This window comes from Bacillus solitudinis (assembly GCF_002797395.1).
Taxonomy (GTDB): domain Bacteria; phylum Bacillota; class Bacilli; order Bacillales; family Bacillaceae_D; genus Halalkalibacter_A; species Halalkalibacter_A solitudinis.
Genome location: NZ_KZ454943.1, coordinates 4,311,068 through 4,332,162, shown reverse-complemented (window position 1 = coordinate 4,332,162; position 21,095 = coordinate 4,311,068). Strand labels below are relative to the sequence as shown.

The 21,095-nt window shown below is 36.9% G+C and carries 17 protein-coding genes, 1 tRNA gene and 1 riboswitch; of the genes, 3 read left to right on the top strand and 15 right to left on the bottom strand.

The window, feature by feature from the left end; all coding sequences use genetic code 11:
* Positions 1-50: 50 nt before the first annotated feature.
* Entirely contained in the window at positions 51-1,052 is a 1,002-nt protein-coding gene (locus CEF19_RS21270) for a DoxX family membrane protein (protein WP_100407897.1), read from the bottom strand.
* A gap of 255 nt (positions 1,053-1,307) precedes the next feature.
* Here CEF19_RS21270 and CEF19_RS21265 point away from each other — a divergent pair, with 255 nt between their 5' ends.
* Entirely contained in the window at positions 1,308-2,120 is an 813-nt protein-coding gene (locus tag CEF19_RS21265) for a LysM peptidoglycan-binding domain-containing protein (protein ID WP_100407896.1), read from the top strand.
* 140 nt (positions 2,121-2,260) lie between these two features.
* Here the strand turns inward: CEF19_RS21265 and CEF19_RS21260 are convergent.
* The 3 genes from CEF19_RS21260 to CEF19_RS21250 all read right to left on the bottom strand — a co-directional run bounded on the left by CEF19_RS21260 (position 2,261) and on the right by CEF19_RS21250 (position 5,765).
* Positions 2,261-2,334 (bottom strand) — tRNA-Met (locus CEF19_RS21260).
* Positions 2,335-2,572: 238 nt separating this feature from the next.
* Positions 2,573-4,669, bottom strand: coding sequence for a diguanylate cyclase (locus tag CEF19_RS21255; RefSeq protein ID WP_100407895.1), 2,097 nt, complete (start codon positions 4,667-4,669; stop codon positions 2,573-2,575).
* Between the two features lie 90 nt (positions 4,670-4,759).
* Positions 4,760-4,846, bottom strand: a riboswitch (cyclic di-GMP riboswitch).
* Positions 4,847-4,982: 136 nt separating this feature from the next.
* Positions 4,983-5,765: a TIGR00266 family protein gene (locus CEF19_RS21250; protein WP_100407894.1), complete on the bottom strand. Its 783-nt coding sequence runs from the start codon at positions 5,763-5,765 to the stop codon at positions 4,983-4,985.
* Positions 5,766-6,050: 285 nt separating this feature from the next.
* Here CEF19_RS21250 and CEF19_RS21245 point away from each other — a divergent pair, with 285 nt between their 5' ends.
* On the top strand, positions 6,051-6,407 hold the full coding sequence (locus CEF19_RS21245; protein ID WP_100407893.1) for a VOC family protein: 357 nt from the start codon (positions 6,051-6,053) through the stop codon (positions 6,405-6,407).
* 33 nt (positions 6,408-6,440) lie between these two features.
* Here the strand turns inward: CEF19_RS21245 and CEF19_RS21240 are convergent, their stop codons facing one another.
* From CEF19_RS21240 to CEF19_RS21210, 7 genes are all read right to left on the bottom strand, one after another.
* Positions 6,441-7,520, bottom strand: a complete 1,080-nt coding sequence (locus CEF19_RS21240; protein WP_100407892.1) for a Gfo/Idh/MocA family protein — start codon at positions 7,518-7,520, stop codon at positions 6,441-6,443.
* 77 nt (positions 7,521-7,597) lie between these two features.
* Positions 7,598-8,413, bottom strand: coding sequence for an SDR family oxidoreductase (locus CEF19_RS21235; protein ID WP_100407891.1), 816 nt, complete (start codon positions 8,411-8,413; stop codon positions 7,598-7,600).
* A 36-nt stretch (positions 8,414-8,449) separates the two neighbouring features.
* The gene (locus tag CEF19_RS21230; RefSeq protein ID WP_100407890.1) at positions 8,450-8,857 is read right to left on the bottom strand and encodes a VOC family protein; all 408 of its coding nucleotides are present in this window, start codon (positions 8,855-8,857) and stop codon (positions 8,450-8,452) included.
* Between the two features lie 284 nt (positions 8,858-9,141).
* Entirely contained in the window at positions 9,142-10,023 is an 882-nt protein-coding gene (locus tag CEF19_RS21225; RefSeq protein ID WP_100407889.1) for a cell wall hydrolase, read from the bottom strand.
* 83 nt (positions 10,024-10,106) lie between these two features.
* A complete protein-coding gene (locus CEF19_RS21220) occupies positions 10,107-11,081 on the bottom strand; it encodes a hypothetical protein (protein WP_100407888.1) in 975 nt (324 codons plus the stop codon).
* The gene (locus tag CEF19_RS21215; RefSeq protein WP_100407887.1) at positions 11,074-12,945 is read right to left on the bottom strand and encodes a V-type ATP synthase subunit I domain-containing protein; all 1,872 of its coding nucleotides are present in this window, start codon (positions 12,943-12,945) and stop codon (positions 11,074-11,076) included. Before CEF19_RS21215 ends, CEF19_RS21220 begins: the two co-directional genes overlap by 8 nt.
* Positions 12,926-15,187, bottom strand: coding sequence for a hypothetical protein (locus CEF19_RS21210; protein ID WP_100407886.1), 2,262 nt, complete (start codon positions 15,185-15,187; stop codon positions 12,926-12,928). Before CEF19_RS21210 ends, CEF19_RS21215 begins: the two co-directional genes overlap by 20 nt.
* 306 nt (positions 15,188-15,493) lie before the next feature.
* Between CEF19_RS21210 and CEF19_RS21205 the strand changes: the two genes are divergently transcribed.
* Positions 15,494-16,387: an HNH endonuclease gene (locus CEF19_RS21205; protein WP_100407885.1), complete on the top strand. Its 894-nt coding sequence runs from the start codon at positions 15,494-15,496 to the stop codon at positions 16,385-16,387.
* Between the two features lie 147 nt (positions 16,388-16,534).
* On the opposite strand, the gene CEF19_RS21200 is transcribed toward CEF19_RS21205, so the two are convergent.
* The 4 genes from CEF19_RS21200 to CEF19_RS21185 form a co-directional block, all read right to left on the bottom strand.
* On the bottom strand, positions 16,535-16,744 hold the full coding sequence (locus CEF19_RS21200; RefSeq protein ID WP_227522121.1) for a transposase: 210 nt from the start codon (positions 16,742-16,744) through the stop codon (positions 16,535-16,537).
* On the bottom strand, positions 16,741-18,084 hold the full coding sequence (locus CEF19_RS21195; RefSeq protein WP_100407884.1) for a NosD domain-containing protein: 1,344 nt from the start codon (positions 18,082-18,084) through the stop codon (positions 16,741-16,743). Before CEF19_RS21195 ends, CEF19_RS21200 begins: the two co-directional genes overlap by 4 nt.
* 433 nt (positions 18,085-18,517) lie before the next feature.
* The gene (locus CEF19_RS21190; protein ID WP_100407883.1) at positions 18,518-19,381 is read right to left on the bottom strand and encodes an ROK family protein; all 864 of its coding nucleotides are present in this window, start codon (positions 19,379-19,381) and stop codon (positions 18,518-18,520) included.
* Between the two features lie 12 nt (positions 19,382-19,393).
* Positions 19,394-20,860 (bottom strand): glycoside hydrolase family 32 protein, encoded by a 1,467-nt coding sequence (locus CEF19_RS21185; RefSeq protein WP_100407882.1) that lies wholly within the window; start codon positions 20,858-20,860, stop codon positions 19,394-19,396.
* Positions 20,861-21,095 lie beyond the last annotated feature (235 nt).

Below are 21,095 nucleotides of genomic sequence, written 5' to 3'. Positions count from 1 at the left end.
TTATAACTTATAGTTTAAAGAGATTGTTAGCATTTTCCGAAAACGATAATTTAGGCAAAACGATAATACAATAAAACAAATGTCGCTAACACAAATAGAAAATTCAAGAAAACAAACACCATTTGGTCAATCTTCGTTTTGTGAATAGAAATTGGCGGATCATAAAAAGAAACACCTTCGATAATAAATATGATGAGGATGATATGGATCATAAAGTGTCCGATAATTTCAGTTATTCCAAACAACATCGTAGTTGAAATGAAAATTAACGTTAATACTAAAGCAAGAAGACGATTCAAGATACCCACAATCAGTAAATATCCGACAATAAATTCAATGAAAGCCGCTAGAACGATAAATGTTTCAGGTGGAAATCCAAATGTAGGAACACCATGCTGGTGGATAATATCCACAGTCATAGAAGGGTATACCCACTTCTCTACCGCGACCCAACATAATGACAGTCCTGTTCCAAGATATAATAAAGGAAATCCCCAATTTTCAAGCTTGGTTTTCCCAATCAATAATACGAAGATAATTGCTAAATAAAATCCATAATCTAACATATGAAACAAGCCAGACTCTGTTAATTGATAGATAAACAATGCTAATATTATTAGTGCCCCCGCTTTGGTTGAATAGTGAGTTGGTACTAACAATAAAATAATAGCGATCCATACTAAAACCTCAATAGTGACAGTAGTAATCATAAATTCAGGTGCAAAAATCGTACCTGATAGAACTTGAATAATTAAAGCTAGGGCCGTCCCATATTTTAATATGTATCTTGACGAAATGCGGTAACGATCGAGGAACTGATTAACCTTTTCTAATGGCTTAATTTTATCTAGCTTTGGAAGAAGCTGAGTCAATATAGCAAGCAGGATAGCAAGCAATATCGCGATTACCATAAATAAAGGGGATAAGATTTGTTCCATTGATTCCTTCTCCGGTGATGTGTCTGTAAACCATTTTACATGAGCCTTTACAAACAAAGGTGCAGATGCCAGCATAATAATGAATGCTACAAACCCAAGTGATATTCTTTTCATTATTTCCTCCTGAAATTCATACCTATTTTATTTTCCAATCTACTTTCCTTATCCTTTAATTAAGAAAGATTATATAAATTGTACCAGTTAGTGCCATGAAAGCAAACTATGCTAAGGACTCTCCATTCAGACGAACCTTTTAACAATTAGCCTATCTAATTACCACAACTAATTTCCCCTAGAAAAATTCAAGAGGCATATCTCCTTCGACTTCACTCATAAATATAATTACTGAAAAAAAAAGGAGCGCTTTAAATGCCGATACAGCCTGGAACACATATTCTTCACACAGTTCAACCTGGAGATACGGTTTATAACCTTTCTGTGCAATATGAAAGTAATCTCGACGCCATTTACCGTGCCAATGCCTTATATCCTCCATTTGTCGATCCGTATGTCATTTTCCCGGGTCAACTACTCGTCATTCCTAAAATATTGTCAAATGAAACCATAACGCTCTATGTCGTTCAAAGAGGAGACACACTTTGGTCTATATCACAGCGTTTTTCGGCATTTCCATCACTCTTAGCTGGTATAAATATGACCATTCATAACCCGAATTTCATTTACACTAATCAACAAATTCAATTACCTGCAGTTGTTTACGACGTCACAACTGGAGATTCACTCACAGAAATTTCTGAGAGGACTGGAGTTGCCATTCCGACAATCATTCAAGCTAATGCAGAGCGATTATATATTTCACCAGATGTTCTATTTGAGGGCATGAAACTCATAATTCCTCTTCCCACGTCAGAAAATATTGTCGTAACACGACCTTATCCGAGCTCCGTTATTCGAGAAAATCAACTCATAACAGGCTACGCCAGGGCCTATGAAGCCAACGTTCTTTACAGAGTTGTAGACGATAATAATATCGTTGTCACAAACGAAACCTTTACAACGGCAGATTACGGCGCTCCAACATATGGTCGTTTTCAGGACGCCATTCCCTTTAATACCCAGCCCACCACTGCCGCAGGAACACTACAAGTTTACACAAGAAGTGCGATGGATGACTCTATTCAAGATCTTGTCCAAATACGAATCTCGTTTGAGGCCGCTTAATCCTTTCAACACATTTTCTTTAAATGAGCACTCCTTCTCACTAAAGGAGGAGTGTTCGTTTCGCTTAGAAAAACTAGAAAAATTAAAAGTGACCCTAAACGAAAAAAAAACCAAAACATCTCTGTTTCGGTTCCTCGGTATTGCGGGGGAAGGATTTGAACCTCCGACCTTCGGGTTATGAGCCCGACGAGCTACCAGACTGCTCCACCCCGCGACGTTATATATAGTATTACCATTACTCTAATTTTAATTCAAATAAAGAATGTATGATTCTTAACTAATTCTTATTAAAAAATCAACAATAAGTATCAGACAAGTGCATTCGTTATTGAAGACAATTATAATTATAACATATCAAAACATTAACCGCAATTTTTTTTCATTCATTATAGTTATAAAGGAAAAACCGCTTATCAAAATAAACGCATTTTCCCTTTATCAAATTATTTAGTTCATTGAAAAATTATACGATTTCGCCCATTAGCTTTAGCAAGATACAAAGCTTCGTCAGCTCGGTGGAGTAGCGCCTCAATGCTGTTGTCTTCACTCGCAAATTGAGATATCCCTATACTTATCGAAACCTTAATCGTGCCTCTTTCTGTCTCAAAACTATGATTGGCCACGTTCTTTCTCATACACTCCGCAATGGTTCTAGCATCTTCACCTTCTAGGTTTGGTAAGAGTAGGACGAATTCTTCCCCACCGTAGCGAGCCAATACATTTTTCTTAGGAATGGATTCCAAAATAACGCTAGCCAATTGACGAAGTACCTTATCACCTACAAAATGTCCATATCTGTCGTTAATTTGTTTAAAATGGTCAATATCAAATAACACGACAGATAAGGGAACGTTGTTTGTCTTAGTTTTTCCAAACTCCTCTTGAGCCAATCGATAGAAATAACGACGATTATACAAACCTGTTAAATCATCTGTCACTGCCATTTTTTCCATTTGATAATATAGATTAGCATTAGAAATCGCAACGACCACTTGACTTGAATAACTGAGTACTAACTCCACTTCACTTCTTTCAAAATTAAGTTGTTCTCGCTCAATAACATTAAGTCCTATTAATTTTCCGTGAAGATGGTAAGGGATAACGAGAATATAGCTATTTTTGTTCTTGTATTTAGAAAAGATTGGCTGTTCATCTTTACTAATTTGTTCGTAGTATTCACGTATTTGATTTGTGTTTAATTGCGGTAACTGATGATCGCTGTCTTCTGATAGAGCATTCATAAGTAATGTATGATTATCATAAGACCAAATGCTAGCCCGATTATAATGGACAAATGCGTGTAATTCTTTTAATGCTACCTGTTGAACTTCATTCACATCTAAACTAGAACTTAATGTATGCATTGCGGATCTAAGCATCTCCGACATCCGGCTTCTTTCACGCTCAGAAACATTTTCAACCACTAGTTTATTTGCCTTTTCTTGCGCTTGCATCAAATCCTTTATCCTAACAAGCATTTGATTAAATGTACCAGCAAGCACCCCAAATTCATCCTTAGATTGTAACCGTACTTGAGCATCCAAATCTCCTGAGCTAACATCAGTAACCGTTTCCATGATTATATGCAATGGTTTAGTCACCCACTGTGATAAGAAAAAAAACACTAAAATAAGGGAGATTGCGAGAGCTAGCAAAAGGACAATCAAAAACTTCATAGATAATTCTTTCAATGGGCTTTTTATATCCTCAATATCATCCTCGACAATGACAATCCAATCAGCCAAAGGAATCTTCGAAAAACCTACGTATTTCGTGACTCCATGGTCCTCTATATAAACGGTCCCTTTTAAAAGATCATCTCCTGGCTTCTCATTTAATAAAGAAAGAATTTGAGGATTGTCCACCTTTGTTTTAATTAAAGAATCATCTGTAGAATGAGCCAAAATCATCCCGTTTGAGTCAATAATATACAACTTGCCACGATCATTCACCTTAATTCCTTTTAAAGGATCTGAGAAAAAAGCTGTATAAATAGAATTTCCAATTACGCCATACACTTGTCCTTTATTATCTTTAATAGGGGCTACAGTGACAATAATCGTTTCTCCGTTTGCTCTTGAGTTTATCGTGCCACTTACCGCAGGCTGCCCTTTCAAAGCAGCAATATAATAAGGTCGATCCGCAACATTAATACTTCCTGTTTCGAGTTTCTCCTCACTACTGGCGATAACAACCCCATCCATATCCCCTAACCAAAATTTTTCGTGGTTAGACGAACCTTTGTATGCGTCTCTAAGCGCTTGCGTTGCCATGCCAAAATGGATGAAATAATCTCTATTTGAACTTTTCGCTTCTAACGTATTCTTAAATAATTGTTGAGATGCTAGAATTTCCGTTTTTCTAATTTCTGAAGTAACTAATGCATGGATCGCTTCACTAGTTCGGAATGCATTCGCTTTAATCTCATCCTTACTCTTTCGCAACAAAAGTTCCGAACTAAACGAATAGGTTATAAATCCCGAAATCAAGATTGAGAATATTACCAATAAAACGATGAAGAGCGGTAGTTTTGTTCTTAAATTATTCATAGTGCGCTCCCTCTGATTTTTAACCAATGCACCAACATTACGAAAAAAAAAAGAACTGCACCGAATGGCACAGTTCAATAACGAACTAAACTCGGCAACCCGGCTACCATAGAATTTACATTCCTTAGGCCCAAGGCTTTGCGTCCCTTTCTTTCAATAGGTTTGCTTTTTTTCGACTAAATTCGACATTACTCTCATATAATACTCCACTTCTATTTTTTTGAATAGATTTGATAAAAAATTTAGTATTTTTTGAAATTCAAGAGTAGTTATCGATACGACTCGTACAAAAGATCCTTCAGATTACTTTGCTTTATTTTCCATTTATTATATTAAACAAACCTTTTGCAAGACTTCCTTCGTCTTTAGAGCCACCCGTTTGAGGCATTGCTGCAAACACTCGGCTAGCAAGTCTGCTAAATGGTAAAGATTGAATCCAAACGGTGCCCGGACCCTCTAACGTAGCAAAGAACAAACCCTCTCCACCAAATAAAGCAGTTTTAACTCCTTTTACAAACTCAATATTGTAGTCTACCTCACTTGTTATCGCAACTAAACAACCTGTGTCTACCCTTAATTTATCTCCTGATTTTAATTCTTTTCTATGTATGGTCCCACCTGCATGGACAAAAACCATCCCATCTCCTTCAAGCTTTTGCATAATAAATCCTTCTCCACCAAAGAAACCAGTACCGATTTTACGTTGAAACTCAATACCGATTGAAACTCCTTTAGCTGCAGCTAAAAACGCATCCTTTTGGCAAATGATTTTCCCTAATTCTGATAAATCCATGGGAATGATTTTACCTGGATAAGGAGATGCAAAAGAGACATGCTTTTTACCGTGGCCTTGATTCGTAAACGTAGTCATGAATAAACTCTCGCCTGTTAGGATTCGTTTCCCAGCACCAAGTAGTTTACCCATTAACCCATTCGAACTAGCACCATCACCGAAAATGGTTTCCATATGAATCTCATTATCCATCATCATTAAACTTCCAGCTTCAGCAACTACTGTTTCTTGAGGGTCCAATTCCACTTCAACAAACTGCATGTCATCTCCATATATCGTGTAATCAATCTCATGATTATTCAATTTTCATTCCTCCATACTTTCAGAATTATGTAATATATTCTACATTCTAAATTATTCCATTTACTTTCGCTATATATTTTTTATATGTATGAAAAAAAGCTGGATTTAATCCAGCTTTATTCTACACTAATTATCTAATTTGTTAAAATCCACCTATCTGAACAAACGTAAAACCATGAATGAAAGCAATCACTTTCCCTCTAAAGTTAAACAGGATTTTTGCTACCGACAGCGAATAATTCTTTACTGTGTCTATGCAATTAAGAAATAAGGAGTGTGAAGATTTTGGGTATTATTACGAATAAAGTTGGAGCGATTTTTATACCAGTACGTGACATTGTAAAAGCTAGAGAATGGTACTGTTCATTATTAGATGTTGAACCTATATTTGAAATTATTGTAGGACATCTTTGCTGCATTCCTATGGAAAATAACGGATTAAATATTGTACTAGACAGCAATATCTACAAGGAGGACTGTTATGCAAGAACACCGATGTTTCATTTCAACACCGAAGATATACACAAAGCTTATCAATTAATGAAAGATATGAATGTTGAAATTGTAACAGAAATTGAGCACGGTCATTCTTTTAATATTAAAGATCCTGATGGCAATATGCTCATGATTTGTGAGATTTGAAAGAGAAAGGGTTGTGGCATATAATTTCTTAGCTTATCCCCATGGTTGTCGAACAGTCTGAACCGATTTTCCCGTCTGTATCGCTTGTTCGATCATGAGTCCAAGATATTGATCTTGAGATGCTTCTTCCAGACTGTAAAATTCAGGTCCACCCTTAATGTATAAAGCCATTTTTTTCAGACAGGTGGCGATAGCGATTTCATCATCATAAAGTCTCGCAGGAATAAACGGGTTTTGATATACCCAGCGTTCACCCACCATAATTCCTTGAAGATAATGACCTTCCTGATTCTCCTCTTCCCCTTTGTTTATACGTTTAAATTCTAAATGAAGGGGTGTAGCATAATCGAACATAAGATCGAGTCGATTATCGAAAATCTCCCCTTTCTCTCCCCTAACCGACAAATGATTAGATCGTATCCAAGAGCGATGTTGGTTGTCTGTGAAATCATAGATACCCAATTTTCCGTCAAATTCAATCCAAGCTAAATTGCGCTTAACCGTTACGATTTCCTCCCTCGTTGGTGGACCACTTCGATCGGGTCCAGCAGAAATAGGCACATCAAAGCTTATCGCCTTTATTCTTGCTTCCTCAAATCCAACCCCTAGCATTTTTCTGATTAAGCTGACACCATGGTACATATGGGAGATGGAAACAGTTGCCTCTGAAATATTACCTAACCGACCTGATTTAATCACTTCTAAACGAGCCGCCTGTATCGGATGGAGATGATATTGCTCAGCTACTTGAATTTTTGCACCTAAATCTGTTAACCGTTCATGTAACAAGACCAAATCCTCTACCGTTTCAGCTGGCGGTGTTTCTGCTAACATGGGTATTTTTCGTTCCGCCAATTGCATTAAATAAAGAGGGATAACTGATTTGCTAACGGAAACAACGACAAAATCAGGCTGCTCCTTATCTAGAAGTTCCTCTAGTGTTCTGTATGTAGAAACATTCAAAGTTCTTTCTAATTCTATACCCTTCTCTTCGTCACGGACAACCATTCCAGCAATACGAAAATGTTCTGGTAATGCACTTGCTATTCTTAAATAATACTGAGCTCGAAAGCCTGCCCCCCCAATAATGCTAAATGAAACGGGATTTGACATAAAGATTCCTCCTTTTACCAAACTAATAGAATAATAAAGGTAGACTATATCCTCACGTACAGTCTACCTAACTTTTCTCACTTATTTAATCGTAGTTTATAAAAATCCTCGTCGCGTGCATCACTAGCAACCGTTCTTAACTTCTCCACATCATCATACACAGACACAATGCGACCAACATAGTCATTAAGCTCACCTGTTGCCATATAGTAGGCAAACTGAGGAGCTTGATGGGGCGCAACATCAATATTTTCGTCAAATAAGTCCTCTATCGCACTTAAATAGCGTTGTCCATCTTCTGTATCCCGTTGGTACCGAGTCATGTCAGTATCATTTAAGCCTGGATCTAAGGCAAATACGCGAACCGGGGTATCTGCTAGCTCTTCAGCTAAATTTTCAGTTAAACGAGCAACCGATGTTTTCGAGGTACCATAGCCATTTCCATATTTAAACGCACCGATTGTGCCACCACCGACAATATTAACAATGCTTCTAAAGCTTTGTCTTATCATAATTGGTACAACTGCTTGAACACAATGAAAGGTTCCAAAAAGATTTGTTGTTACATCATTCATCCAATCCTCTGCTTTGACTTCCCAAGTTGGACCAATTGCTTTGAAGGCACCGGCATTATTAATCCATACATCAATGCGTCCATGTTGACTCATGACTATATCGACAACTTGTTGCACGTCATATGCTTTGGTTACATCCATTTTGATCATCAAATGTTCATTTGAGTACTTATTTAGTTCCGTCTGTACTTCTTTTAACTTAGCGGTGTTTCTTCCTGTACCAATTACGGTGTAGCCCTTTTCCGCAAAAAATACGGCCGTGTTACGACCTATTCCTCGTGTAGCGCCTGTGACTACAACCACTTGTTTTCGTTCCATGTAAAATTCCCCCTAAAAAGTTGCAAATAACGTAAATTAACAGTTCATATGTGGTGAAGACGGATCAAGCTGCATAAATTCAATCCGATTTCCATCTGGGTCTTTAATCCAACATTGATAATTATTATCTTTACCCTGCGTTGGTTCAACATCTAAGGTAAGTCCTTTACCCTTGAGATGATTTGCTATTTCATGTATATTTCCAACTTCTAAACATAAATGATGAAAACCGATTTGCTGATTCATTTCTTGTTGTTTATGTACGCCACCATAAAATAGCTCAATAAACTGTCCAGGAGCCACTTTAATATATTCAATCCAAGGATTATTCTCGTCATCACGAATTTCGAAAGCCCTTTCAAAACCTAAAATGTCACAATAGAATTCAAGCGATTTATCCATATCCTCAACAATTAAAGCTAAGTGTCCAATTCCTTTAATCAAAACAATCTCTCCATTCTATTATTTTTTATAACTGAACTCCTTGATTCTATATTTTATATTACAATCCCTTCACTACGTGTTATAACCGATTGTACTGAAAATAATAGAAAAATAGAAGTACTGAAATTATTTAAAGATACTTACTATAAGGTTACTAACTATCTTTTAATATTAAAACGTAAACTATACTTACCTATACATTTTGAACGATCAGAAGCCATGGATGATCCCATAAGATCTCCATGGCTTCAACTATGTATTAACATTTTCCAGTAACAAAATTATTAAAAAGCAAAAACATGATTCCCAATAACTTTAGAAACTGTTCGAGTCCTTATCCATGAATCGTTCGTCTTATCAGGATTAAAAAAGTAGAGTGAGCCCTCCGTTGGATCCTCTCCAGCTAAGGCGCGTTTTGCCGCTTCAATACTAGAATCATCCGGTTCTGCTGTAAGAATTGCGTCACCAGCAGCTGGGCTAAATTGAAATACACCTGATGTTTGTTCGAAAATAACCTCTTCAATGCTATCCGGGAATTGCTCATTGTCTACACGGTTTAAGATAACGGCACCAACAGCAATTTTCCCTCCAAGTGACTCGCCTCTAGCTTCAGAATAAATCATCTTAGCAAGCCATTCAAATTCTTCTTCACTTACTGGAAGTTCATCATCTGCTTGTGGTTCTTCCTCAGCTCGTTCTGGTATCGCTAGAGGTTGAGCAAATAATGGTAACTCATCAATTAACGGTAGGACGATGTCTATTTGCCCACCTGGTAAAGTTAGAACTTCCTCTAAATTAATTGGACCATTTACAAATAAATTAGTATCTTTATTATTTTCCGTCGTATCTGCATATGTTAAAAGTGTATCTTCTTCGTTTTCATTAAAATCGGTGTCGTCTATTTCAGCTGCACGAGCCTTTTCCTCTGTACCCAGTACAAACGTCGTTACTAACATTGCTCCCCCCATAACTTTGATAACGCAATCTTTTAGATACGGAAGTTTTTCTTCAATCAAATGAGCCGCCTCTTTCTCAATTCTTTTCTTGTCTTTGTTTACTACTAATCCTAATTCTTCTGACATCTCTTCCATCGTATCATTAAGATACAACATCACATCATAACCACTTTCATTTTCTTTTAATTTATAGTGACTAAATGAATACATGCAAAAGCCATCCCCTTTTAGAGTACTATTCCCAAGTTCGGCTATTTAAAAACTTGGGAATGTTTGTCTTTTTAGAGACACTTTCAAAGAAGTGCAATTAGTTGTATGGCGATAATCACCGCTTCTCCGACCGCCAGTCCAACAATCACTCTAAAAGTAAAACGATGCTTCTTTTCGTTGATTCGCTGGGTTGTTTCATTTGTCTCCATTAGATTTAAAAACTGAGCTTCCACAAGTTGTTGCTGAGACTGTGCTTGAGTCATTGCTACTTCTTGGAGCGACAAACTTATCTCTTGCTGCACATGCTCAGTTTCGTGGAGCTTTTCAGTTATCGTGGTTTCTAAGGTTTGTAGATTTCTTGTTTGCTCACTGTTCAATTCCTTAAACTCTTTGATGACGGTCTGGACTGTGTCTGAGTAACGGTTCGTAACGTTGCTTTCAACGTTTTTAAGTAAATCCTTTATCAACGTTACATCATCTAACAGTGTATTTAACGAGCTTTGGTGCCTTTTTGATATATTATCGATGCTGTCTATTTTGGTTTGGAAAAAATCTGTGGTTGTTTTGTTATTCTCCTTTATTAAAGAAGTCAGCAATTGCATTAGTTCTTGTCTATGCTGCTTCCATTCATTCTTTTCGTTTTCCACATATTCTTTTAATGCATTTAGTTGTTCTTCAACTTGTGATTTTGACAGCCCTTGAAGCTTCACGTAGTTTTGAAGAATTTTTTCGAAGTGAGCTGACATATTCTTTAATACTTGTTCACGATTATGAAAAATGTCTTCAACCTTTTTGGTTGTGTTTTCCACGGCATCTGAGGAATTAAGAATAAATAATTCTGTCACTTTCTTAAGTTCTTCGCCAAGTGCACTAGGAAGTCTTTGTGTCATCATTTCCATTTTTTCTAGCGCTTCTGTTGACTTATCAAAGCTTTCCTCATAGCGATTAATCGAGTCCGTCATCCTCGTTTTTAAGTCATTGTAAAAAAGCTCATTGTTAAGTTGTTTTAACGACTGAACCGCTTGGTTGTAATCTTTATTAACATCTTGTTTAGACATTTTTCGTTATCCTTTCAACATCGCTATAAATGATGTTCAAATATTGATGATACAACCACTTCTCCTCTGATCTAGTGTGGGTTGCTACGATTAATTGTTGCAGTCTCTTTGCTTCTATCACAAAGGCGTTCTTTAAAAACTCATTAAATTTTTTTGACCGTTCAATATCAAGATTCCATTCGTGACGAGCTGTTTTCATTAGTTTCTTAATCTCTACAAGTGATTGTTCTAGTCGTTGAATCTCTTTCTTTTCGTTCATTATTTCCTCATCAATGGTTTGAATCAGTGCGTTTCTTCTGTAAATAAGTGAATTTACATCTTTCACGAGTTTGTCTTTTTGTGTTTCAATCGCTGTCGCCACTGTGGCATACGATTCATCATTGGCTTCGAGAAGTTTTCTATCAAGAATTTCACAGTCCTCATTAAAATTTCCCTTGCGCAAGTAGGTTTTCATTATGTAATGATTGTCCAAAAAGCTAGCTGATTTTTCCTTGAATTCTAAAGTAATCGGGTCCGTTTTCAACCCGTGGTGTTGCACGAATGTTTTTACTTTGCGATTCCAAGATTCGATACGGTCCTGATACTCTTCTTTTAAATTATCTAAATAAAAATAGAAATCGTTTTTTAACACCGTCGTTTTCTTCTCACTTAAAGAGCGATACTTCCACCGTCTCAGTTTGGCTGCAACTGGTTTCGTTAAACGCTCTTTCTCTATTTCTTTCCCTTGCTCGATAAATTCGTCGAGCTCGTCTACTGCCTGAACTTTTTTTCTGCTACGCAATTTTATTGAACGCTCTACGTCCTGCAATTTGTCTAGGTGTTGTGCTTTTTTTCGTGCTAACGCTTCAAACTCTTCTTTACTACGTTTGATTGCATATCTCTCTAAATCTTTTACTTGCTCAATTTCACTTTGAGGCGAATGAACTGAGCTAAGATCTTCAACGAGTTGCGCCATCGTCTCATCTATCCAAGGCTTTGTTCGATTATATAGCTCAACATCTTGTTTTTTGATTCCATCCCATGAATCCCCGAATTCAAGTGGATAAACCTTTGTTGCTATCTGCTCATCTTCTGTCGCGTAACGGTCTAACTCTGATTCGAAAAAACGTTGAAATTGTGTCGTAGAAGTAAAGGCTTCGTTTTTAATCAAACGGATAACCGATGAACTTGTCACCGCTCGTGTCAAGACAATCCTGAATTGGGAAGGCATCCATTTCCAATCACGCACAAATTCCCGGTCAAGCTGTGTTAAAGAAACAAGTTGACTCGAGATTTCCATTAATATGCACACCCGACATAGAGGTAAATATTCTTTTAAACAACGGTTTACGTGTCTTATTTCCTTGACTTCACGACTGTCATCACCAGGAAGGTCAATAATTTCAATGTCTTGCTTACGTTTCATTAGTTCTCTTTCATTGAAGAAGGTGTTCGCAATTTTAATGATTAGGGGTTTCGTGGAAAAGATATCATTCTCTTCTACTTTCACACGTACGTCATACAGTGCATCTTCGAGTTCAGAAAGGGTGTCACATCTTTTTTCACTTCCCTCCGGATATACCAAGACAAAAAAGTCACTACTGGAACGTTGATAAATCGTACTTGTTACGGTTGCTGAATGACCAGCACTCCGTTTACCACGAAGTGCCTTTGAAAGAATGTTCATTTTATCTTCAGCGATTCCTAATACTTTTAAAATCAAGGTTGTTTTTCCTACCTGGGTAGGTCCGTACACACCGATTAGCACTCTTTTTTTTTCTGGATTTGTCTCTTGCAGGCGTAAAAATCCATTGCGAAATTCTTCTACACCTTGTTTAGCCCAATTCCAACGTTCCCTCTCTAGCTTATATAATAAATCCTGCACGTTGATACACCATCTTCTGAACTTGTCCATTCATATTCTTAATTCGTCGTATCTGGTATTGAATTCTCTCTAATGTTCCATCGTCATCAAACTTCCCTAACTTTTCACTATGAACTTCATAAAGTTGATCAGCCATCTTCTCAAAAATTCGACGTTGCGCTGTTATAAACGCTTTTGTTTGCAGAGCTGGAAGTTGCTCAATCGCATGGTGTCCAGCTTGGGCTAACTCTAACTGACGTTTATTTGTCTCTTGCACTGCCTTTTGGATGGCATTTACCCCATAAGTTAGCGCAAGGCCTGCACCTATAACTGAGACAAGTTGAAGCGGCACAATTGGCAAACCGACTGCATTCAATGCTTTAACCACATGATTAATTAGGTCCGCTTCACCATCTAGGGCAATATCAATTCCTAAAACTAGCGGAATGCTTTTTAAAATCGTTGGGCTAAGGTTCCCAAGTTGTTTTACATTTGATGAAAAACTATCAACGTCATTCACTGTTTTATCTAATGAATTCCGATAAGTTTCAACGTTCGTATTCGTTATTTTAGAACGATTACTTAATTGTTGTAACAAAGGCTGTGCTACAAGAGACTGACGACCAATCATCGTCCCGATTATAACCATGTTTTTTATATCATCCCGCTCTAAAACAATAAGAGAATCCTTTTCCTCTTTATTAAAGAAAGCATTAATTTTTTGTAATGACGTTCCCTCATTTCCCGCCTGAGTGATTTCCATTTTTTCAAATGTAGGCTCTGTAATTGATTCAAACCCTTCTATAGTAACATCTTCTAAATCAAGTTCTTCGAGACCCTCGATGTTAAACTCTTCTAGTGGGTCCTTTGTTTCTAGTTGAGAAGGTGCCACTTCCTTAGAAGCTGGATCTTGTAAAATGCCTTTATCATTCTCATGAATATAGTCAGTTACTACATTTACAATCGTTCCTTCTGGCTTTTCTTGATTGGCATAAATCCATGAATCTTCTATTGCCTCTTGCAACTTTTCTTGTTCTTTTAAGGCATTTGCACTGAACTTCGACGTTAAATTTTGTAAAAATCCCGTGTTTTTCTGAACAAATTGATTAAAATTTTTCCGTACCGTAGGTGTTCTTTTTTCTAAATCTGATTTGATGCTGGCTTCTAATTCTTTTAAAACTTTCTCATAAAACGTCTCAAATTGATGAACTAAACGATAGGTACTATCCTTACTCGAAAGACCCTTTGAATTAATAATTTTATTCTCTTCATGTTTCTTAAGAAGTTCTTCAACCAATTCAATTTGTACGCGTATCTCATTAAAAAGTTGCTCTAAAAGACGTACCTTTTTCTGTTCACTTTCCTCTGTAATATAGCCATACGTTTGAATACTTTTCATTAACTGTTCGATCCAAGGTTCCTTGTAAGTCGTTGGATCTCCACTAATAATAATCCGATCTGTCTCACTTTCTTCGATTCCAAAATCATTAACCATCTGTTCGTGCATATGTTGGTTTTGCTCTGGATTAATATCTCCGTGCGAGAGAACGAAAATCGGTTTGACATTTTTATAAATATCTTTCACTCGTTTAAACATTCGTTCACTTGCTTCTCGTGCATATGTATCTTTACGAAAAACAACAACACTTGATGTTGATAAATACAATAGATGATAAAGCAACTGTTGTGATTTTTCGTTCTGATCTTTTTCGAAACCGGGTAGTAGCGCCAAGGACTTCCGATTAGCATGTGAATGGTCAAGCTCTTCTGAAGATCCTTGAAAATATTTGTACGGCACTTTTAATTCTAACCATACATCTTCGGTTCCAGGTTCTTTTGCAATTCGATTAAACTCTTGACTGTCTACTTTTCTACTTTTTAATTGAAATCCGTTTTCTTCCTCAAATGATGAATAATACAAATATCCTTCTGGTGATTGAACCTTTGATTCTGTAATTAAAACAGGCAGTTGTTCTCCGCGGCTTAAGTTTTCTGGGAGGAACGAATCGTCTAAATCATAAAGGCGTTTGACGACAGTCGTTTTTCCAGCTCCTTGAAGCCCAGTCACAGCTAAAATATCACGTTCTTGCGTTAATGTTACTAAGGCTAGTTTATTTTGAACGTCTTTCATTTGTTGAATTAGCTGATCCCCGTTTATTCCATTAAAAACATCGATATTTGCTCCAATTATCTCACTTAGTAAATTCCGCCAGTAATCTCGTAATTCATTCGTAAGCAAACTTACAGTAGCATAGTCTGACATATTCCCAACCTCCAACTATATTAGTTCTTTTATACTACTATAATTTCACATATACTTCGACAAAAGTTTCACGATTTTAAAAAAAGATTCTGCTATAGTTACAACCTGTCTTTTACGTAATAGACTCATTATTGTCTTTATAATCTATCTCATTTTTAAAATATTAAGTTATGATAGTATATTTCAGCTTACTAAATCTAATCTAGATTCTTTAGAATTAATACGTTTAAATTAGGTATTTAGAATGACTATGAATCAATCTAAATGCTATAATCAGGGATATATTATTTGAATGGAGCGAAAATTATGGGTCTACTACGAGTAATGGGAAAAGCTGTCAATAGTGTCGCTGGAGGAACCGCTAAAACAGGGGTAGACTTTGTCAGTAATGCAATTTCCAAGAAAAATGAAAAACTCGGAACGTATCTAGGAGAAGTTGGTCATACAGTTATTGAAGCTTCACAAGGCGCAATCGATTCTGTGACACAGTTTGCTGACGGGACAATCCAAGGGACGTATGGCGTGATTACAAAGGGTGATTTACATAAACAAGAAGGCTGGGGTGACATCAAAGATTCTTCAGGACGAACATTAAAAGGCATTGGCTCTTCCATTACATGTACCGCCAAAAGTGTTGGAACGACGTTTAATGGAGTGATGATTGGCGATAAAGATCAGATTATTGCAGGGACGAAAAACCTCGGAAAAGTTGTAGCTGTTGCTGGTTTAGCCATTGGTGTCATGGATCTCGTGGATGGGTCGTACACAGCCGAAGCTGAGAGCCTTGATACAAGAAATGGAAGTTTAGCAGGTGAGGTACATCCAGAAACAGGGGTGCCTTTTGAAACCAAAACGATTGAATTAGCGAATGGTGACCAAACTGGAACATTTCCTGTCTTTGAATCGAAATTTAGTGTTGTATTAGCGGAAGAAGTCTATTTAGAAAGTGACCGTGCTCATTTTAACATCGCGAATGAAACACTCTATCAATCGATACAGGAAAACCCAGAACTTGCAAATGAATTGGGCTTATCTCCATCTCAAGTTATTGAACTAGAGTATGGTCAGACTCCGACTGGTTTCGATTGGCATCATTACGAAGAACCTGGTGTTCTGCAATTCGTCGATGAAAACACACATCAACAAACTGCCCATACTGGTGGTAGAAGTATTTGGGGTGGCGGAACAGAAAATCGGTAAATAATTAAAGCTCATCGTTGTGGGCTTTTTCCTTGGACTTTATCTGTCCAACTACTCCCCTTAGCATCCTCTTATTTAAGGGTACAGCCAACATTTTAACGGAAATATACACTAAGACAATAGTTGGAACAGAAAAGCCGAAATTCCCTACGCTAAGGGAATTTCGGCTTTAGTTGTGTTCAATGAAGGTAAAGATTGTAAACTAGTTTTACTAATGGAAGCGAACTTGTATTCACAAAGGAAATTAATATGTTCCCATGCTAGAGGTGAAACATGAGGTAACAAGTCTTCCTCTAACTCCGCATTTTGTTTTAAATGATTAGTGGCTCCTGTGAGATAAACTGTATTCCAATTTATGCTCCTGGCGTTGGAGTGGCTCTGAATGCATTTACAGTCTTGTCCATAACAACCTGTGCATCACTTCCCGAATCAAGAATCGTATTTTGAAGCGATTCTTTTTCTACCAATACTGTTGTTACGGTAAGCGGATCTGATGCTTCGGTAGTCAACAAAGCGTCTACTTGCGCAGAGAAACAAGAATCACTCATCTTGGCATGAACCTCGTTGGCAACAACATGATTACTAGAAATATAATTTCCATTACCCGAAACAATACGTATGATTACAGGTGTGGCACCTACCGGCTTGAGGTTCTGAGTATTAATTACTTCAGAAAAGTGATTAGCAATTACAGAATTATTATTGCCACTAATATAGAGGAGACCATACAAATCATCTAAACCATTGTCTATTCCCAGAAAAGGAGTCCAAGGTTCATGGTCACGTAAAAAGTGATTTGAAGAAACCAAGTTTTCCGAACAATTTTCCCTGAATACCACCATTCCTGGATAAAATGAATGAAGTCTATTATTTGTGATACTCGAACGTGTCACACCATCAAAATAGATACTGCTCGCACCTCGTGGAAAAACATTATTCGCTGTAATCAAAAGTCCACCAAAATTTTGAGCGTAAATTGAATATCCTTTAAAACCGGCTCCTATCAAGTTATCGGTTATTTTTGAAGCCTGTCCCCACCCTCGTAGTTCTATACAGTTACCACATTCAGCTATGAAATTATCATGTATAGTCAGTGCATCTGCATGATAAATAGTAATTCCATGCTCTAAATACACAAACCCCATGCCTGTAATCCGAAATGAGTCACAAGCACTTGCAACATAAATACCCGTTTTCCCGTTAGTGTATGTGTTTTCCGGATTTGTTTCTCCTGAACCATCTTCAATAAAATGCAAACCATCAATACAAAAGTCAGAAAACTCTACCGAACTTATTCGGGGATTTCCACTTCGTTCAACATAAAATGCAGCTCCGTTATATTCCTCGTCATTCACTTCTAGGGGAATATCTACGAGTATGCGACTTCCCCCCGGCCACAATTCATGCAAATCCGCCCATTCAGTCTCGGACGTATTAAAACGAATACTCGAAGATGTAAACCCGTGTCCAGAACCCATAATTTTAAGATAACTGATGTCTATAACTACTTGACTGCCAAGATGATAATCTCCCGGTGGAATATAGATAACCGCACCCGGCTTTCCGCCTTTATTCACATCAGTGTCCGTTTGCCTACTTTTAATATCTGCTATAATGCTATTGATTACCTCACCAATATCCTCATACGGATTACCGACAGGCCACTCTGTTACGTCGTAATAATTTTTACTAGCCATAAATAAATTCTCCTATCGATTTAGTGTGTTTGTTCATAAACTACTTTTTCCTTGATTTAGCTGGAAGTAAGCCTTACGAATTCGTGCTTTTCCTGCAACTTTTCTGATTATTTTCGCTCAGAAGGATTATTACTTGACAAGAAAAATCAGTATTTTCCTATAGACGTTCAGATACTTCATAAGACTTTATGAACTCACTCAATTCTTATTATCTTTCATTTAAAACGAAAAGCGCTTTCTAAAAACTTCAATACATTGCAAGAATAATATCATTATACTAATTTTCATTTGAGAGACTCCTTGATACTAACAAAAATCTTCTATCAACTTTCCATACTAAAGCTAGAAACTTATGCTTTAGGACTCTATTGAGTATTGGAAAAGCAAAAAGGGGTTATGCCCCCCTTTTATTTTTCCACTTACCTTATACAATTTATTTCCCTTGCTTTACTTTTTCTGCTAATAATAACGCACCGACAATACCAGCATCACCTTTTAAACCTGGTGAAACTATATAACTTGTAAGTTGTGGTGTGTAAACGTATCGGTTTAAAAGTTTTTCAAATTGACTTCTGATTGAGTGAAGTAAATGGTCCTGCGCCATCACACCGCCACCGAGGATAATTATCTCTGGTCTAAGTGTTAATGTATATGACATAAGTGCTTGGGCCATATAATTGGCTTCAATCTCCCAAAATGAGTCGCTCTCGGAAAGTTCGTTACCTTTTTTGTTAAACCGTTCTTCAATAGCTTTACCAGACGCCATTCCTTCCAAGCAATCCTTATGAAAGGGACAAGCACCTACAAATAGGTCACTTTCATGCTTGCGAACTAAAATATGCCCCATTTCCGGATGACTAAATCCTTCGAGAATTTGATCATTTATGATCATTCCTCCCCCGATTCCTGTTCCTACTGTTAAGTACAGACAGCTTTTACTATTTATAGCGGCCCCCCGAATTTTTTCCCCGTATGCAGCAGCATTCACATCCGTCGTCCAAAAAATAGGAATGTTATACCTTTTTTTCATCGTTCCCAAGAAATCAAAATTACTCCAATATTTTTTAGGTGTGTCTGTCACAAATCCGTATTTTGAAGAATTTATATCAACTTCAATTGGCCCAAAGGAACCTATCCCCATTGACTTCAGTTCATATTGGTCAAAGAACTGAAATACATTGGAACATGTCTCTGAAGGAATCGTTGTAGGAAACGAAACACGATCGATAATGTTAAAGTCTTCATCTGCAACTGCACATACAAACTTTGTGCCTCCTGCCTCTATAGCTCCTAACAATTTTCTTCCTCCTCAATCTATTACTTTTTTGATTGACCATACTTTAAGGTCTTCAATTTTTATTTTCCCTGCTGATGCAAATAGCTTACATAAATTGCTGTTTAGATTTGGGAAGATACGCTTTGTAATAACTTGCTCTCCACCGTTTATAAACAATTCAACTGAAGTTGTATCTAATAATATTCTTAATTCTAATTTACCATTTATAAGTGAAATAGGAGCTCGCGAAACACTTTTTTCACCAGTTCCAGATAAATTACGGTCCACAATGACTTCTTGTTTCATTATATCTATTATAATTTTCGTTAGTTCGTGACCATCTTCACTTGACCTAACAAATAAACCGAACTCATTTGAGGTACTTTGTGCGATATCGTAGACAATTTGAATCTCAGACGATACAGATTGTTGAGAATCTATCATATATTCATTTTCATATTGGAATGACTGAAATTCTTTTAGATTCTCTCTTAAAGATTCTATCTCCTTAACTGGCAGTTGGTATAATTTATTATCAATGACTTTCAATTCACGAGGGAAAGTCATCGCACCAGCCCATCCTTCTTTCTGAGATGGTTTATGTGTAAACCACATGTCCATCCATGCAATCATAATGCGCCTATTTTTATCATCTACGAAAGTTTGTGGTGCATAAAAATCAGAACCATAATCTAAAGTATATTCTTGTCCTTGGGTAAATTGTTTAGTCTTGTAGCTCATATGACCGATGGTATAAAATGGTTTTTCGTTTTTTGTGCCGTACATAGGTGAGACGATAAGGACATCCTTATTATCCAATGAAAACAAATCTGGACATTCCCACATATCTCCTTGAGTTCCATCACTCTCGGCTACTACTCCGATATATTTCCATTCATAAAGATCTTTAGATTGATATAAGAGCGCTTTACCTATTCCATCTTTTTTTGAGCCAACAATCATATAAAAAAATTCTTCGTACTGCCATACTTTAGGATCACGAAAATCCTTTGTTCCATCTTTCGGAAAGTCAGTAATTATGGGATTTCCGTCATGCTTTTTGAAGTTTATTCCATCTTGGCTGGTCGCCATACATTGAACTTGCATTGGATCTTTTTCAATTGAGTGACCCGTATAAAACAGATATAAATGATCATTTTTAACAATAGCACTACCTGAAAAGCACCCATGATCATTAACTGTTCCATTGTCATATTCCTCTGAAGGAGCTAAAGCAATTGGCAAGTGGTCCCAATTAATTAAATCTCGACTCTTTGCATGTCCCCAATGCATTGGCCCCCATTCTGGACTATAAGGATCATGTTGATAAAAAATATGGTACTCACCTTTATAGAAGACAAGACCATTAGGATCATTAATCCAACCAGTAGGTGCCATAAAATGATAATTCAACCTGTACTGGCTCTTTTGTGTTTCTTTCCTTAGCTTGGTAATAAAATCATTTGCTTTTTGTTTTTCTTTCTCATGATATATCATCATAGAATTCTCCTATTTCAATATAGAATAATTTAAAACAATAATTAGATTTCGTATAAGTTCTCACTTAACTTTCGCCGACCAAATTAGATAGGTAAGCACTACTTATAGAGTAAAATCGCAAAACAGCAGTGTCCATTTAGCTATTTTATACATTTAAGAAAGTGCGACTGGTAGGGAAAACGTTCCTTGCAGCACTGACTTCTCTTCGATGATGTGAATCCATTATCTGGAGGTA